Origin of the sequence: Streptomyces sp. NBC_01723 (assembly GCF_036246005.1) — a bacterium.
GTDB lineage: Bacteria > Actinomycetota > Actinomycetes > Streptomycetales > Streptomycetaceae > Streptomyces.
Genome location: NZ_CP109171.1, coordinates 2,840,228 through 2,856,900 on the forward strand (window position 1 = coordinate 2,840,228; position 16,673 = coordinate 2,856,900).

At 72.9% G+C, this 16,673-nt stretch carries 13 protein-coding genes and 1 pseudogene; 6 read left to right on the forward strand and 8 right to left on the reverse strand.

Translation table 11 applies throughout. The annotated features are described in order from the left end of the window. The first annotated feature begins 171 nt into the window (after positions 1-171). Both OIE75_RS13195 and OIE75_RS13200 read left to right on the forward strand, forming a co-directional pair. Positions 172-1,218 carry a LacI family DNA-binding transcriptional regulator gene (locus OIE75_RS13195; RefSeq protein ID WP_329470975.1) on the forward strand — a complete coding sequence of 349 codons (1,047 nt, stop codon included), beginning with the start codon at positions 172-174 and terminating at the stop codon, positions 1,216-1,218. Between the two features lie 205 nt (positions 1,219-1,423). Further along, entirely contained in the window at positions 1,424-2,224 is an 801-nt protein-coding gene (locus OIE75_RS13200) for a sugar phosphate isomerase/epimerase family protein (protein ID WP_329470977.1), read from the forward strand. Here OIE75_RS13200 and OIE75_RS13205 read toward each other — a convergent pair. Beyond that, positions 2,208-2,849: a GNAT family N-acetyltransferase gene (locus OIE75_RS13205; RefSeq protein ID WP_329470979.1), complete on the reverse strand. Its 642-nt coding sequence runs from the start codon at positions 2,847-2,849 to the stop codon at positions 2,208-2,210. The two genes, OIE75_RS13200 and OIE75_RS13205, sit on opposite strands and share 17 nt — an antisense overlap. After that, complete coding sequence (locus OIE75_RS13210) at positions 2,846-3,790, reverse strand: EamA family transporter (protein WP_307012261.1); 945 nt, start codon at positions 3,788-3,790, stop codon at positions 2,846-2,848. The genes OIE75_RS13205 and OIE75_RS13210 overlap by 4 nt, the downstream gene beginning before the upstream one ends. Before the next feature lie 96 nt (positions 3,791-3,886). On the opposite strand from OIE75_RS13210, the gene OIE75_RS13215 reads away from it, so the two are divergent. Continuing rightward, entirely contained in the window at positions 3,887-4,804 is a 918-nt protein-coding gene (locus OIE75_RS13215; protein WP_329470981.1) for a LysR family transcriptional regulator, read from the forward strand. A 10-nt stretch (positions 4,805-4,814) separates the two neighbouring features. Here OIE75_RS13215 and OIE75_RS13220 read toward each other — a convergent pair whose 3' ends face one another. The 3 genes from OIE75_RS13220 to OIE75_RS13230 form a co-directional block, all read right to left on the reverse strand. Then, entirely contained in the window at positions 4,815-5,657 is an 843-nt protein-coding gene (locus OIE75_RS13220; RefSeq protein WP_329470983.1) for a DUF4097 family beta strand repeat-containing protein, read from the reverse strand. 92 nt (positions 5,658-5,749) lie between these two features. After that, entirely contained in the window at positions 5,750-6,268 is a 519-nt protein-coding gene (locus OIE75_RS13225) for a hypothetical protein (protein ID WP_329470984.1), read from the reverse strand. Between the two features lie 264 nt (positions 6,269-6,532). Beyond that, a complete protein-coding gene (locus OIE75_RS13230) occupies positions 6,533-6,937 on the reverse strand; it encodes a winged helix-turn-helix transcriptional regulator (RefSeq protein ID WP_307012265.1) in 405 nt (134 codons plus the stop codon). A 174-nt stretch (positions 6,938-7,111) separates the two neighbouring features. On the opposite strand from OIE75_RS13230, the pseudogene OIE75_RS13235 reads away from it, so the two are divergent. From OIE75_RS13235 to OIE75_RS13245, 3 genes and pseudogenes are all read left to right on the forward strand, one after another. Next, positions 7,112-7,838 (forward strand): annotated as a pseudogene (locus OIE75_RS13235) (alpha/beta hydrolase). A gap of 252 nt (positions 7,839-8,090) precedes the next feature. Further along, complete coding sequence (locus OIE75_RS13240) at positions 8,091-9,938, forward strand: glycoside hydrolase family 3 protein (RefSeq protein ID WP_307012269.1); 1,848 nt, start codon at positions 8,091-8,093, stop codon at positions 9,936-9,938. A 124-nt stretch (positions 9,939-10,062) separates the two neighbouring features. Beyond that, positions 10,063-10,737, forward strand: a complete 675-nt coding sequence (locus OIE75_RS13245) for a hypothetical protein (RefSeq protein ID WP_329470987.1) — start codon at positions 10,063-10,065, stop codon at positions 10,735-10,737. Between the two features lie 22 nt (positions 10,738-10,759). Here OIE75_RS13245 and OIE75_RS13250 read toward each other — a convergent pair whose 3' ends face one another. The 3 genes from OIE75_RS13250 to OIE75_RS13260 all read right to left on the reverse strand — a co-directional run bounded on the left by OIE75_RS13250 (position 10,760) and on the right by OIE75_RS13260 (position 16,489). After that, positions 10,760-12,184, reverse strand: a complete 1,425-nt coding sequence (locus tag OIE75_RS13250; RefSeq protein ID WP_307012273.1) for a S28 family serine protease — start codon at positions 12,182-12,184, stop codon at positions 10,760-10,762. A 115-nt stretch (positions 12,185-12,299) separates the two neighbouring features. Further along, on the reverse strand, positions 12,300-12,692 hold the full coding sequence (locus OIE75_RS13255) for a hypothetical protein (protein ID WP_122619989.1): 393 nt from the start codon (positions 12,690-12,692) through the stop codon (positions 12,300-12,302). Between the two features lie 77 nt (positions 12,693-12,769). Next, positions 12,770-16,489: an ABC transporter ATP-binding protein gene (locus OIE75_RS13260; protein WP_329470989.1), complete on the reverse strand. Its 3,720-nt coding sequence runs from the start codon at positions 16,487-16,489 to the stop codon at positions 12,770-12,772. Positions 16,490-16,673: the final 184 nt, after the last annotated feature.

Genomic DNA, 16,673 nt, shown 5'->3' on the forward strand with positions numbered 1-16,673 from the left:
CGTACGTCATGCAGCAAGCGCTTTCTATACAGAACGAAGCTAGCCTGTGAACGGTGGTCTGGACAAGACCGCGATTCGGGTGAGTTGTTCGAGGGGGCGAACGACGACGCGTGGTGGCCGTAGGGTCACCGCGACGGCGTTCGGCTCACGCGCGATGCGGAGGACGAGGACATGACGGTGACACTTGCGGACGTGGCGGCCCGCGCCCAGGTCTCCCCCGCGACGGTGTCGCGCGTGCTGAACGGGAACTACCCGGTGGCCGCCACCACCCGGGACCGGGTGCTGAAGGCGGTCGACGAGCTGGACTACGTGCTCAACGGCCCCGCGAGCGCCCTGGCCGCGGCCACGTCCGATCTGGTCGGCATCCTGGTCAACGACATCGCCGACCCCTTCTTCGGCATCATGGCCGGCGCCATCCAGTCCGAGATCGGCGGCCCGGGCGGCAGAGCGGGCGGCGAGCGGCTCGCGGTGGTCTGCAACACCGGCGGCTCCCCGGAGCGCGAGCTGACCTACCTCACCCTGCTGCAACGCCAGCGCGCGGCGGCCGTCGTGCTGACCGGCGGGGCGATGGAGGACGCGACGCACCAGGCGGCGGTGGCGGCGAAGCTGCGGAAGCTGACGGAGGCCGGGACGCGGGTGGTGCTGTGCGGGCGGCCGCCGGCGCCGGAGACCGGGGCCATGGCGCTGACGTTCGACAACCGCGGGGGCGGCCGGGAGCTGACCGAGCACCTGCTCGGGCTCGGCCACCGCCGGCTCGGCTACATCGCCGGCCCCCAGGAGCGGACCACCACCCGGCACCGGCTGGAGGGCCACCGCGCCGCGCTCGCCGCGCACGGCGTCGAGGAGGACCCCCGCTGGACCGTCCACGGCCGCTACGACCGGCAGTCCGGGTACGAGGCGACGCTGGAACTCCTGCGCAGGGATCCGTCCCTGACGGCTGTCGTCGCCGCGAACGACTCCGTCGCGCTGGGCGCGTGCGCGGCGCTGCGGGACTCGGGGCTGCGGATCCCGGACGACGTGTCCGTGGCGGGCTTCGACGATCTGCCGTTCAGCATCGACGCGGTGCCCGCGCTGACGACGGTCCGGCTGCCGCTGGCGGAGGCGGGCGCGCGGGCGGGTCGGGTGGCGATGGGGCGGGAGGAGGCGCCGGCCGGGGGGATCGCGACGGTGCGGGGGGAGTTGATGGTGCGGGGGTCCACCGGGGTTCCTCGGGGGTAGGTGCCGGCGTTGTATGGGTGGCGCGCGTCGGTGTGGGCCTCGGTGGGGGCCTGCCGCCCCCACACCCCCGCTTCGGCCTGGGCGGGCTCGTACTCAAACGCCGGACGGGCTGAGAAGAACAGGCCGGGCGGGCTGGTGGTGCCGGTCGGCGACACCAGGTGACGGGCAGGAATGCGGGCGGCGGAGCCGGGTACGCTCCGGGGTCATGAAGCTGGCGTTCTCCACCCTTGGTGTCCCCGGGCTGCCCCTGACCGATGTGCTGGGCCTCGCGACCGCGCACGGCTACCACGGTGTCGAGTTGCGCGCCCATCCGGAGGAACCCGTGAACCCGGGCCTGTCCCCGGACGAACGGGCGGTCGTGGCGGCCGAGTTCAAGGCGTCCGGCGTGGAACTGCTCGGTGTGGCGGGGTACGCGCGGGTGGCCGCGCCCGGTGACGACGAGCCGGTCCTCGCCGAGGTCCGCGCCCTGCTCGAACTCGCCCGCGACCTGGGCGCCCCCTACATCCGCGTCTTCCCCGGCGGCGGCACCGAGCAGAGCGCCGAGGAGGCCGACGCGACGGCCGCCCGGCGGCTGGGCACGGCCGCCGAGTACGCCGCCGACCTCGGCGTCCGCATCCTGCTGGAGACCCACGACTCGCACCGCACGGGCGCCGACGCGATGCGCGTCCTGGGCCTGGTCGGGCACCTCCAGGTCGGCGCCCTGTGGGACGTGATGCACACCTGGCTGGGCGGCGAGCAGCCCTTCGAGTCGTACGGGGCCCTCGCCCCGCACCTCGGCTACGTCCAGGTCAAGGACATCGCCTCCGCCGAGGACACCACACCGCTGCCGCTGGGCGCGGGCGTGCTGCCGCTCACCGAGGTGGTGGACGTCCTCTCCCGGCACGGCTGGGACGGCTGGCTGTGCTGGGAGTACGAGAAGCGGTGGTACGAGTCCGCCGCCCCGTTGCCCGACCTGCTGGCGGCCGGCCGCGAGCACCTGACCCGGCTGCTCACCGACGCGGCGTGAGGGCGCCCGCCGCCGACCGGACCCGGCGCTCCAGCCGCTCCTGGCGCTCGGGCCACTCCGCCGCCGTGATGGAGTAGATCGCGGAGTCGCGCAGCCGGCCCTCCTCGCCCGGCGCCCAGGAGCGGGACCAGTTGCGCAGGACGCCCTCGAGGCGGGCGCCGGTCTTCTCGATCGCCGCCCGGGAACGGGCGTTGCGGGCGTCGGTCTTGAGGTCGACCCGGGACACCTGCCAGACCTCGAAGGCGTGGCGGAACAGGAGCAGCTTGGCCTCGGCGTTCGTGCCGGTGCCCTGGGCGGAGCGGGCCAGCCAGGTGAAGCCGACCTCGATCGCGTCGAGGACGCCGTCGGTGAGCCAGGAGCGGGGTTCCCAGTAGGCGGTGGCGCCGACCGCCCGCCCGGTGGCGAGGGAGATCTGCGCGTAGGGCGCCAGCCGCCCCGAGGCCGCGCGGGCCAGTTGGGCGTCGATGTAGCCGCCGACCTCGTCGGCCCTCGGCACCCACGTGTACGCGTAGCCGCCGCGGTCCTCCTCCGCCGCCACCGCGAGGTCGGCCGCGTGCCGGTGGCCCAGCGGCTCCAGTCGTACCAGCGTGCCTTCGAGGGGCGGGCCCTGCAGTGCGAACGTCACCGGACGGATTCTTCCGCCGGCACGGAGGGCCGTCCAATGATTTCCGGGCGGGCCGACGCGATCACGTACGGCGTCCGGTCGCGGGCGCGCCGGCCCGTGAGCGTCGTCAGCGCCACCCCGCCCACCAGCAGCGCCGCCGCGCACCAGCGCAGGGGTGTCACCGCCTCACCGAGGAAGAGGGCCGCCGAGGACATCCCGAAGACCGGGACCAGGAGCGAGAAGGGCGCGACCGTCGACGCGGGGTGACGGCGCAGCAGCCAGCCCCAGGCGCCGAAGCCGAAGACGGTCGAGACCCAGGCCACGTAGAGGATCGTGCTCCCGCCCTGCCAGTCCAGGCCGCGCAGTGCCGCGAGGTCTGCTTCCGGGCCCTCCGTCAGCAGGGAGAGGGCCAGTAGCGGCAGTACCGGGACGGCGCACACCCACACCATGAAGTTCAGGGCGTCGGGCGGGGACGCCTTGCGGGTGAGGACGTTGGACAGTCCCCACGCGGCGGCCGCTCCGACGACCATCACGAAGGCGCCCAGCGGACCGGACGCGCCCTCGTCGACCGCCGCGACACCGATGCCGGCCAGCGCGACGAGCATGCCCGCCGCCTGGAGGCGGGAGGGGCGTTCGCCCAGGACCGCGGCGGCGATCACCGCGGTGAACACCGCCTGGATCTGCAGGACCAGGGAGGACAGGCCGGCCGGCATGCCCGCGTCCATGCCCACGAAGACCAGGCCGAACTTGGCCACGCCCAGCACCAGCCCCACCGCCACGATCCACTTCCACGCGACCTTGGGCCGGCCCACCAGGAAGACGGCGGGCAGGGCGGCCGCCAGGAAGCGCAGGGCGGAGAAGAGCAGCGGCGGAAAGTGGTCGAGGCCGACCTCGATGACCGTGAAGTTCACGCCCCAGACGGCGGCGACGAGCACGGCGAGGAGGAGGTGGGAAGGTCGCATGCGTCGAGGATCGCGCCACCGGACTGTGTAGCACCAGCGATGATTGCTGCATGGTTGGATGAAGGACTGCTAACTGTTTCGCCGTCGGGAGGCGTCGTGCTCGATCTTCAGCGTCTGCGTGCCCTGCACGCCGTGTCCGTGCACGGCACGGTGGGCGCGGCCGCCGCCGCCCTCGGGTTCACGCCGTCCGCGGTGTCGCAGCAGATCGCCAAGTTGGAGCGGGAGACCAGGACGGTGCTCCTGGAGCGGGAGGGGCGCGGGGTCCGGCTCACCGACGAGGCGTGGCAGCTGGCCGCCACGGCCGTCGAGCTGCTGGCCCTGGTGGAGCGGGCGGAGACCCGGCTGGAGGAGCGGCGCGGGGTGCCCTCGGGGCGGCTGACCGTGGCCGCGTTCGCGTCGGCGGCGCGCGGTCTGCTGCCCTCGGTCCTGGCCGACCTGGCCGCCCGTCATCCGGCGCTCGACGCCCGGCTCACCGAGGTCGACCCGCATCTGTCCGTGGACCTGGTGGCGAAGGGCGCCGTGGACCTGGTGGTGGCGCACGACTGGGACATCGCCCCGCTGCCGGCCCCGGCCGGGGTGGAGCAGGCGCCGATCGGTGAGGACCTGTGCGATCTGCTCGTGCCCGAGGGGCACCGCTTCGCCGGGCGGTCCGGCGTGCGGCGTGCGGAGCTGGGCGGGGAGCGGTGGATCTGCCAGCCGCCCGGCCGGGTCTGCCACGACTGGCTGATGCGGACCCTGCGGGGCGCCGGGCACGAGCCGGACATCGTCCACCAGGCGGACGAGAACCCGACGCTCGTCGCGCTGGTCGCGGCCGGGCTGGGCATCGCCCTGATCCCCCGGCTGGGGCGGGGCCCGCTGCCGGCCGGGGTGGTGGAGGTGCCGCTCGACCCGATGCCGGTACGGCGGCTGTACGCGCTGTGGCGGGCGGGCGCGGCGCGCCGTCCGGCGATCGCGGAGACGGTGCGCACGCTGCGGGCCCACTGGCCGGCGGCCTCGGCGCACACCGTCCCGTAGCCGGGCGTGGTCAGTCCCGGGCGCGGCGGATGTCGATGTTGCCGTGCCGGGTGCGGGCGCGGACCTCGACGGCCTCCTCGGTCTTCTCCGGGCTCCCGGACGCGGTGAGCGTGTTGCGGACCTGCCCCGAACGCGAGTTGACGTCGAGCCAGGCGGCCGTGCCCTCGGCGACGCCGACCTCGATGGCGCCGTAGCTGGTCTGCAACTGGACGGAGCCGCGGGTCACGCGCCCCACCCGCAGGGTGCCGTGGGCCGTGGTGGCGGTGACGGAGTCCTCGGCGCGGGCGACGTCGATGTCTCCGTTGGCGCCGTTGACCCGCAGCTCCCCGACGGCGGTGCCGACGGTCGTGGTGCCGTGCGAGTTCTTCAGGACGGCGGAGCCGTCGAGCACGCCGACGCGCAGGCTGCCGGAGCTGGTGGCGATCTCCGCTGCGCCCTCGACGCGGTCCACGGTGATGGAGCCGTGGGACGCCGTCAGGTTGAGCGGGCCGGTCGCGTCGAGGCGGACGTCGCCGGACGAGACCTTCACGCGGACCTCGCCGAGCCGGCCCTCGCCGAGCACCTGGGTCCAGGCGCCGGTCAGGTCGACGCGCGAGCCGGCGGGCAGTTCGACGGTCACGTCGACGGTGCCGGAGCGGCCGAACAGTCCGGCCTTGGGGGTCCTGACGGTCAGCGCGCCGCCCGCGCAGGTGACCTCGGTCTGTTCCGCGGTGCGGCCGTCGATGTCTTTCTTCGCGTTGCGGGGCCGGACCTCGACGACGGTGTCGGTGCGGTCGCCCGCCGTGAACTGGATGGAACCGGCCTCCACGTGCGCGGTGACCGAGATCGGTTCGGGAGTGTCGAAAGAAGGCATGGCTGTCCCGTCCTCGTGAGTCGTTGGGTCGCCCCCGCTGGTGGGACGTGGTGTGGGTGAGGTGGAGCGGGTGTGCGGCGCGCGACGGCTGCTCAGCGCACCCAGCCCGTGAAGCTCTGTCCGACGTTCTGGGTGCGTTCCGTCGTGCGCGGGCGGCCGGCGCCCTCGACGGCGGCCGACACGGCCCGCACCAGCCAGGCGTTGACCGACAGGCCCTCGCGGCTCGCGGCCTCCTCGGCACGGGACTTGAGATGGGCGGGCAGGCGCAGGTTGACGCGGGCGGTGCCGCCCTCGTCGCCTTCGGCGGGTGCCTGCGGCCTGAGCGGTTCGACGGGTGCGGCCGGTTCCCCGAGGCCGCCGCCGTCGGTGGGCGGCACGGTCACCACGAAGTCGGGGTCCAGCCCCCGCAGCCTCAGGTCGACCGAGCCCGGGGCCAGTTCGCGGGTGATCTCGTCCATGGCCGCGGAGAGCACGTTGAGCATGGTCAGCCTGGTCGCCGACTCCAGTGGGGCGGTGAGCCGTTCGGCCAGTTCGCGGGCTTCTTCGCCGCCGGCCTCGGCGGCCACCGCGAGTTCGCGGCGGAGGGTGTCGACATACGGCGTGAGGTCCATGACGTCATCATGGCACCATGATGACGTCATACGCAAGCCCCACGGCGCCATCCCGGCCCCCTCACCCCTCCGACCTCGCCCGTCCGCACCTGACCTGGGAAAAGGGGACGCCATCAACTTGACCGACCCGGGCTCCACACCTGGTCGACCACTGACGGAGGTACGGAATGGCATCATCCGGTACCACATGGCACCACGTGGTGCCACTTGGCGCCAAGCGCGGCAGTACGCTGCGGCCGACACCCCGTCTCCGCCGGCGCGCCCCTAAGCCGTGTCTTCACCGCGGGAAGCCGTGCGGGCGTCGTAGACGGCGCGGGCATCGTCGATACGGGCGAGGTGCGCCATGCTCCATTCGAGCAGGGGCGCGGTGGCCTCGCGCAGGGTGAAGCCCATCTCGGTGAGCTCGTAGCTCACCCGTGGCGGCATCACCTCGTGGACGGTGCGGGTCAGGATTCCGTCGCGCTCCAGGCTGCGCAGCGTCACGGTGAGCATGCGCTGGCTGATCCCGTCGACGGCCCTCTTGAGTTCGGTGAAACGACGCGGTCCGTCCCTGAGATTGCGCACGACCAGCAGCGACCACTTGTCGCCGACGATGTCGAGCACCACCCGGGTCCGGCACGCGTCGCTGGGCACCGCGGCCGACTGAGGATCGCGCTGTGCCGCGTCCATGGTTACCTCCAGAGAACCGGGTCACCGAAAAGTGCCTTATTGCCCGCGGCGCGTCGTGTGCACCAGCATGCTCCTAGTACTCAAACAGTACCGAAGCACAAAAGGTAACCGCCGGTGCCGCGCACCAGCGGCACGCGCGTGACCGTGCTCTTCTGCTCCCGCGAAGGAACATCGATGTCCACATTTCTGCTGGTCCACGGCGCTTGGCACAACGGGCGGTGCTGGGAGCGGGTGGTACCGCTGCTGGAGGCCGCCGGGCACCGGGTGTTCGCGCCGTCCCTGACCGGATATGGCGACAAGGCGCACCTGCTGGGCCCGGAGGTGGGTCTCGACACGCACGTCGACGACGTGGTCGGGCTGATCACCGAGGAGAACCTCGGCGACGTCGTACTCGTCGGCCACAGCTACGCGGGGCTGGTGATCTCCTCCGCCGCCAACCGGATTCCGGAGCGCGTCGCGCACCTGGTCTACCTCGACGCGATGGTCCCGGAGGACGGCGAGTCCGCGGTCGACGTCCAGCCCGTGTCACGGCAGCTGATCGAGCTCGCCGAGAAGTCCGAGAGCGGCTGGCGGGTGCCGCCGATGCCCGAGCAGCCCGCGCCCTTCGGCCTGTTCGGCGTCACCGACCCGGCCGACGTCGCCTGGCTGCGCGGCATGCTCTCGGACCAGCCGGTGCGCTGTCTGCAGCAGCCGGCGCGACTGGACAACCCGGCCCTTGACGCGATCCCGCGCACGCACATCCACAATGTCGGCGCCATGCCGGCGGGCGTCACCCGTCGCCCCGTCCCCCCCGATCCAGCCCAACGGCACCGCCGCCCAGGTCTGGGAGCTGCCGACCGGCCACGACAGCATGATCACCATGCCGGACGAACTCGGCGAACTGCTGCTCAAGCTCTCCTAGCCAGGGGGGCCGTCCACACGCTCGGGCACATCCCGCCAGGGCCGTTCCCGTGCTGACGCGAGATCGAGTGGAGACGCGGCCCGGCGCCGACGGCGGCCCCTCACCCCCTGCTCGCCCGCCCCCGCGCGGCTTCGGGCTACTCCTGTGCGGCCCCTTGACTGGCAGAAACTTCCTGGATATTGGTGGCTCCTTGGCAGTTTCCTTCAGCAGCTCTCCAGCGATCCCCAGCGGATCACTCCGGAAGGAGCGCACGTGCACCACAGCAGCACGGCCGGCACGGGAAGCACCGCACACCCCTCCAGACGTACCGTCCTCACCGCCACCGCGGTCGTCACCGCGGCCCTGGCGGCCGGCGGCGGCACGGCCCACGCCGACCCGCACCGGCCCGACGACGCCAAGCTCCGCGCCCTGATCTCCCGCATGACGCTGGAGGAGAAGGTCGGCCAGCTCTTCGTCATGCGGGTCTACGGCCACTCCGCCACCGCCCCCGACCAGGCCGACGTCGACGCCAACCTCAAGGAGATCGGCGTCCGCACCGCGGCCGAGCTGGTCGCCAAGTACCGGGTAGGCGGCGTCATCTACTTCGCCTGGGCGCACAACACCCGCGACCCGCACCAGATCGCCGACCTCTCCAACGGCATCCAGAAGGCGTCCCTGGAGCTGCCGCGCGGCCTCCCGGTGCTGATCTCCACCGACCAGGAACACGGCATAGTGGCCCGCGTGGGCGAACCGGCGACCCTCTTCCCGGGCGCGATGGCCGTCGGCGCCGGCGGATCGCGGTCCGACGCCCGCACCCTCGGCCGGATCGCCGGCGCGGAGCTGCGCGCGATGGGCATCCGCCAGGACTACGCCCCCGACGCCGACGTGAACGTCAACCCGGCCAACCCCGTGATCGGCGTGCGGTCCTTCGGCGCCGATCCGGAGGCGGTGGCGGAGATGGTGGCCGCCGAGGTGACGGGGTACCAGCGGTCCGGGGTCGCCGCGTGCGCCAAGCACTTCCCCGGGCACGGCGACACCGCCACCGACAGCCACACCGGCCTGCCGGAGATCACGCACACCCGCGAGGAGTGGGAGACGCTGGACGCGCCGCCCTTCCGCGCGGCGATCGACGCCGGCATCGACGCGATCATGACCGCCCACCTGGTGGTCCCGGCGCTCGACGACTCCGGCGACCCGGCCACCCTCTCCCGCCCCATCCTCACCGGCATCCTGCGCGAGGAACTGGGCTACGACGGCGTCGTGGTCACCGACTCGCTCGGCATGGAGGGCGTGCGGACCAAGTACGGCGACGACCGGGTGCCGGTGCTGGCGCTGAAGGCGGGCGTCGACCAGCTGCTCAACCCGCCGCACCTGGACCTCGCCTGGAACGCGGTCCTGACGGCCGTACGGGAAGGCGAACTCACCGAGGCGCGGCTCGACGAATCGATCCTGCGGGTGCTGCGGCTGAAGGCGAAGCTGGGGCTGTTCCGGGACGCCTACACCAGCCGGCGGGACGTCGACCGGACGGTGGGCACCCGGGCGCACCTGGCGGCGGCCGACCGGATCGCCGAGCGGACCACCACCCTGCTGGTCAACGAGGACCGGCTGCTGCCGCTGTCGCGGCGCGAGCATCGCAGGGTGCTCGTCGTGGGCGCCGACCCCGCCTCGCCTTCGGGCACGACCGGGCCGCCCACGGGGGTGCTCGCGGGCGAACTGACGGAGCTGGGCTTCACGGCCACCGCCCTGTCCACCGGCACCGCCCCCTCCGCCGCCGTGATCGACGGCGCGGTCGCGGCCGCCGGGGACGCGGACGCGGTGGTGGTCGCGACGTACAACGTCACGGCGGCGAGCAGTCAGCGCACCCTGGTCACGCGGCTGCTGGAGACCGGGAAACCCGTCGTCGCGGTCGCGATCCGCAACCCCTACGACGTGGCCCACCTCCCCGGCGTCCGCGGCTACTTGGCCGCCTACTCCTGGACCGACGTCGAGGTGCGGGCGGCGGCCCGGGTGATCGCCGGGCGGGTCCGGCCACGCGGGCGGCTGCCGGTGCCGGTGGTCCGGGCGGACGATCCGGACACGGTGCTCTACCCCCTCGGGCACGGGCTGTCCTACCGGTCGTAGGGCGTAGCGCGGCCTACGTCACGCGCCGGGGGCGCCCCCGGCGACCGTGCCCGAAGCACCCCGCGCGTCTGGCGTGCGCCCGCTGCGGCGGGTCACGCTGGACCGGGGATCCAGGGGGACGGCGATGCGTGAGAGACGGGCCGCGGGAGTGCGGTGGGCGCTGCTGCCGGTGCTGTGCGCCCTGCTCCTGACGGGCTGCCAGAGCCCGGCTGGACCGGCCGGTGGGGACACCGGCGGCACGGCCTCCGGGGACGGGCGGTCCGGCGGGGCCACGGCGTCGCGGTCGGCGTCGGCCGCGGTGCCGGCGTCCGGGTACGGGGCGGTGTTCCTGGCGGTCGACGAGTGCGGCTCGTTCGGCACGGTCGGCTCCACCGAGGTGCCGTGCGACAGCGAGCGGGCGGCGGCGCGGGTCGTGGCCCGGGAGGACGGCCGCGCGAGCGACGGGCCGCCGTGCCCCGCCACCACCGACTTCGTCCTGCACATCAGCGAGCAGCGCCCCTCCGCCGACGAGGACGGCGACGGGACCGTGCCCCAGGGCTACGCCTGCATGCGCAACCTCCAGCCACCGCACCCCGGCGACCCGGGGGGTGGTGGCGGACCGCGCACCATCGTCGGCGACTGCGTCCACGACACCGGCGACGGCAAGGTCCGCGAGACCGCGTGCGACGGCACGGGTGAACGCGAGCCCCAGTTCGAGGTGGTCGAGGCCGTCGCCGACCGGGCCGACTGCCCCGCCTCGACCGGTCTGTACGTCCGCCTCGGCGGTGCCCGGCCGGTGGGCTGTGCCCGGCCCCTGTGAGCGGCCGGGCACAGTCACCGTGCTACGGGCGCAGCGCCGGCTCGCGCTCGACGTCCCGCTTGTCCAGCTTGGCGTCGAACGTCGCCAGCGGCTTGGCCGCCGACGGGTTCGCCTGGACCTTGTCGGAGGCGACGCCCGCCCAGTCGAGGATGCGGGCGGTGGCCTTCGCCTTCTGGTCGGGGACCAGGCCGGCGACGTTGGCCCCGTGGTTCATGCCGGGCGCGGTGAGCACGTGGGAGTCGCGTGCGCCGTGGCCGAGGCGGAAGGGCTCGGCGCCCCACGGGTCGTTCTCGCCGTACACGAAGAGCATCTGCCGGGCGTTGTTCCTCACCCAGCTGTCGACGTCCCGCATGGCCCACGGCTCGAACCGCATCGGGATCGACCGGGGCACGAAGTTGCGCGGCGGCTGGTAGCCGTAGCGGATGTACTTCTTCTCGATGTGCGGGAAGTGGATCGTCGGGGCGCCCAGCTGGGTGCCCGCCTGGTAGTAGTACGGCGTGTAGGTCTCCAGGCCCTGGTCCGTGTAGGCGGAGAAGCCGGAGATCGAGTCGACGGAGCCCCAGATCGCCTCGTCGGTGGCGTTCTTGGCGTCGGCCGGGATGTCGGCGCAGTCGTCGAGGGTGCTGTACTGCCAGAAGCCCCAGACGTAGTCGAGGACGACTGCCTCGTAGGCGCGGTCCAGGCTGCCGATGGTGTCGAAGGTGTAGCCGTTCTCGGCCGCGTACGCCTCGTACTTCTTCTTGAGCGGCGCACGGCGCACCAGCGCCTCGCGCTGCACCCCGTTCAGCTTGTCGCGGCACTCCTCGGTGCCGACGCGGGCGAAGAAGCGGTCGTAGGCCGAGTCCTCCTTGTTCACCACGTCGTTGGGGGCGACGTAGGCGACGACGCCGTCCATGTCACGCGGGTAGAAGCGCTCGTAGTAGGTGGCGGTCATGCCGCCCTTGGAGCCGCCGGTGGAGATCCAGTTCTTGGAGTAGACCGGCTTCAGCGCCTCGAAGATGCGGTGCTGGTCGCTGGCGGCCTGCCAGATGTCCAGCTTCGACCAGTCGGCCGGGGCCGGCCGGGACGGGGTGAAGTAGCGGTACTCCATGGAGACCTGGTTGCCGTCCACGATCTGGGTCGGCTCGCGCCGGCTCGGGGTCGTGGAGACGTTGTAGCCGCCGGTGTAGAAGACCGTCGGGCGGTTCACGTCCTTGTGCAGAACGGTGATCCGCTGCTGGAACGTGCCCTTGGACGGACGCCGGTGGTCGACCGGCTGCGTGTAGTTGAGGACGAAGAAGCGGTAGCCGGTGTACGGCTTCTCCTCGATCAGGCTCATGCCCGGTATGGACAGCAGCCGGTCCTTGATGTCGACGGCCTTCGGCTCGGCGGCGGTGGCCGCCCCCGCCGTGCTGACGGTGCCTATGAGCACCACGAGCGCCAGCAGCCATCTGAGCGCCTTGCGCATGCACCCTCCCAGTGAAACGGATGTCCGCCGGAAGCTATCGGAGCAAGTCGCGCGCGCACCAGGGTGGATGGGGAAATGGCCTGCTTGGTTCCCGGGGGGGGGGGGGCGGGCCGTCTCAGCACAGGATCCAGCCGGAGCTGACCGAGCGGCCGGAGACCTTGCCGGTCACCCATACGCAGCGCTTGCCGGCGTGCACCGTCACGGGCCCCGCCCGGTAGGCGTACCGCCCCGAGTCCACCACCGCACGGCCCCCGCGCGCCCGCACGCTCACCGACATCTGCCGCTTGGTGCCGGGCCTCTTGGGGACGGTGACGGCACAGACGTAGCCGCCGCGCCTGTGGACGAGGACCGACCCCGTCGCGAACGGGAGCGTGCGCACCTTGCGGCCCCCGCACGCCGTGGCGGCATGGGCCTCCTGCGGCGTCGCCACGGCGAGCAGCCCGGCCGCCACGAGGAGGGCCGTGACGAGCGCCGGCCCGCGTCGTGTCCCAGCACCGGCTCGGCCCACTGTCGTCCCCTCCGTACGGCGGTCACTGGCGTACGGATGTACGGACGCGTGCCGGGTGTCGAATGGTTGCGCGAGCGTCAGTGTGCCGCGCCGACCGGTTCCTCGGGCTCCGCCGCGCCGACGAAGGTCCGCCACAGCCGCGCGTACCGTCCGTCGAGGGCCAGCAGCTCGTCGTGCGTGCCGTCCTCGGCGACCCGCCCGCCGTCCATGACGACGACGCGGTCCGCGCGGGCGGCCGTGGTCAGCCGGTGGGCGACGACCAGCGTCGTCCGCCGGCCCGCTATCCGGTCGGTGGCCTGGTTGACCTGTGCCTCCGTGGCCAGGTCCAGCGCGGCCGTCGCCTCGTCGAGGAGCAGCACGTCCGGGTCGACCAGCTCGGCGCGGGCCAGCGCGATCAGCTGCCGCTGCCCGGCGGAGAGGTTGCGGCCCCGTTCGGCGACCTCGTGGAGGTAGCCACCGGTGAGCGTGGCGATCATCTCGTGCGCGCCGACCGCCCGCGCCGCCGCCTCCACGTCGGCGTCGGTGGCGTCCGGGCGCCCGTAGGCGATGGCGTCCCGCACGGTGCCCGGGAAGAGGTACGCCTCCTGCGGGACGACCCCCAGCCGGTGCCGGTAGGAGGTGAGGTCCAGGGCGCGCAGGTCCTGCCCGTCGACCGTGACCCGGCCGCCGGTCGGGTCGTAGAACCGGGCCACCAGCTTCACCAGGGTCGACTTGCCCGCGCCGGTCTCGCCGACGAAGGCGACGGTCTGCCCGGCGGGGATGCGCAGGTCGATGCCGGTGAGGGCCTCCTCGTCGTCGCCGTAGCTGAAGCGCACGTCCTCGAAGGCGATGTCGCCGTCCAGGGAGGTGACCTCGGCGGGCTTCTCGGCGGCCCGGGTGGAGGTCGGCTCGCGCAGCAGCTCCTGGATGCGGCCCAGTGAGACGGACGCCTGCTGGTAGCCGTCGAAGACCTGGGAAAGCTGCTGGACGGGCGCGAAGAACAGGTCGATGTAGAGCAGGTACGCCACCAGCGCGCCGGTGGTCAGCGTCGCGTCGTCGATCCGGCCGCCGCCCACGATCAGTACGGCCGCGGCGGCGCCCGAGGAGAGCAGCTGCACGAACGGGAAGTAGATCGAGATGAGCCACTGTCCCCTGATGCGGGCCTGCCGGTAGCCGTCGCTGCGCTCGGCGAACCGCCGCCCGCCGTCGCCCTCGCGCCGGAACGCCTGCACGATCCGCAGCCCCGCCACCGACTCCTGGAGGTCGGCGTTGACCGTGGAGACCCGCTCCCGGGCCAGTTCGTACGCCTTCACGCTGGCCTTGCGGAAGAAGTACGTGGCGATGATCAGCGGCGGCAGCGTCGCGAAGACGACGAAGGCGAGCTGTACGTCGATGACCAGCAGGGCGACCAGGATGCCGAAGAAGGTGACGATGGAGACGAAGGCGGTGACGAGTCCCGTCTGGAGGAACGTCGACAGGGCGTCCACGTCGGTGGTCATCCGGGTCATGATCCGGCCGGTCAGCTCACGCTCGTAGTAGTCGAGGCCGAGCCGCTGGAGCTGGGCGAAGATCTTCAGGCGGAGCGAGTACAGGATCCGCTCCCCCGTCCGGCCGGTCATGCGGATCTCACCGGTCTGCGCCGTCCACTGGGCGAGCACCGCGAGCAGGCCGAGCAGCGAGACCGCCCAGACCGCGCCGAGCGAGAGCTGGGTGACGCCCTCGTCGATGCCGTGCCGGATCAGCACCGGCAGCAGCAGACCCATGCCGGCGTCCACGGCCACGAGGGCGAGGCTGATCAGCAGGGGGGTGCGGAAGCCGCGCAGCAGGCGGCGCAGACCGTACGACTCCTCGGGCTGGACCGCCCGCGTCTCGTCGATGTCCGGGGTGCCGTCCGCCGGGGGCAGCGCGTCGACCTGGGCGAGCAGTTCGGGGGTGGCCGGGGTGCCGGCGAGGGCGGTGTCCTTCGGGGTGCGGTCGCCGGTCCACAGGCGTGGGGTGACGCCGCGCTCGGCGTCGAACTCGGCGTCCAGTTCCTCGCGGACGGAGGTGTCCTCCCGCGGTACGGCGGCGAGGGTGTGCCCCGGTGAGACGCCGCCCAGCTCGTCGGGGTCGGTGAGCAGGCGGCGGTAGAGGGCGGAGCGCTCCTGGAGTTCCTCGTGGGTGCCGAGGTCGGCGAGGCGGCCGCGGTCGAGGACCGCGATGCGGTCGGCGAGGCCCAGGGTGGAGCGGCGGTGCGCGATGAGCAGCGTGGTGCGGCCCCGCATGACCTGCTTCAGCGCCTCGTGGATCTCGTGCTCCACGCGGGCGTCGACGGCGGAGGTGGCGTCGTCGAGGACGAGCAGCCGGGGGTCGGTGAGGATGGCGCGGGCGAGCGCGACGCGCTGGCGCTGGCCGCCGGAGAGGGTCAGGCCGTGCTCGCCGACGGTCGTGTCGTAGCCGTCGGGCAGCTCGCTGACGAACCCGTGCGCCTGCGCGGCCCGCGCGGCGGCCTCGATCTCCTCGTCGGTGGCGTCCGGACGGCCGTACGCGATGTTGGCGCGGACGGTGTCCGAGAAGAGGAACGAGTCCTCGGGCACCAGCCCGACGGCGGCCCGGAGCGAGTCGGTCGTCAGCTCGCGCACGTCGTGGCCGCCGACGAGGACGGCGCCGCGCGTCACGTCGTAGAAGCGCGGCAGGAGCAGCGACACCGTGGACTTGCCGGAGCCGGAGGAGCCGACGACGGCGAGGGTCTCCCCGGCGCGGATCTCGAAGGAGAGGCCGTCGAGGACGGGCCGCTCGGCGTCGTAACCGAAGGACACGTCGTCGAACTCGACGGTCGCGGGCGCGTCGGCCGGCAGGGTCTTGGTGCCGTCCTCGATCGAGGGCTCGGTGTCGATCAGCTCCAGGACGCGTTCGGTACCGGCGCGGGCCTGCTGGCCGACGGTGAGGACCACGGCGAGCATCCGGACCGGGCCGACGAGCTGGGCGAGGTAGGTGGAGAAGGCCACGAACGTGCCGAGCGTGATGTTCCCGCCCACGGCCAGCCACCCGCCGAGGGCGAGCATGGCGACCTGGCCGAGTGCCGGGACCGCCTGGAGGGCCGGGGTGTACGCGGCGTTCAGCCTGATCGTCCGCAGCCGCCCGGCGAAGAGCCTGCGCCCGACCTCCCGGAGCTTCCCGGTCTCCTGCTCCTCCTGCCCGAAGCCCTTCACCACGCGGACGCCGCTCACCGAGCCGTCGACGACGCCCGCCACGGCGGCGGCCTGCGCCTGCGCGTACCAGGTGGCGGGGTGCAGGCGGGTGCGGCTGCGGCGGGCGATGAACCACAGCGCGGGGGCGACGGCGACGGCCACCAGCGTCAGCGGCAGGGACAGCCACGCCATGATGACCAGGGAGATCAGGAAGAGCAGGATGTTCCCGATGGTCATCGGCAGCATGAAGAGCAGGCCCTGGATCAGCTGGAGGTCGCTGGTCGCCCGGCCCACCACCTGACCCGTGGACAGCTCGTCCTGCCGCCGCCCGTCGAGCCGGGTGATCGTCCCGTACATGTCGGTGCGCAGGTCGTGCTGGACGTCGAGGGCGAGCCGGCCGCCGTAGTAGCGCCGGATGTAGGTCAGGACGTAGACGACGGCCGCGGCGCCGACGAGGAGACCGGCCCAGACGGCCATGTCCCTGGTCTTGTCGCCGATCACGTCGTCGATGATCACCTTGGTGATCAGGGGGACCAGGGCCATGACGGCCATGCCGCCCAGCGAGGCACCGAGGGCGAGGACGACGTCCTTGGGGTAGCGCCAGGCGTATCCCGCCAGTCGTCGTGTCCATCCCCGTTGCGCGTCCACGCGTGTCCTCCGGTCGGTCGTCCCGCTTCACCTGATCTACCGGAAGGCACCAACGCCCGCGAGTGGGGATTTCATCCCGTCGCAACATTTCGGGCCGGCGGCGCACCGGTGCCGCACCCGGCACGCAATCGACACGTCGCGTACACCCGACCTCCAACATGTCCATGTCACGCTCGATCCACCG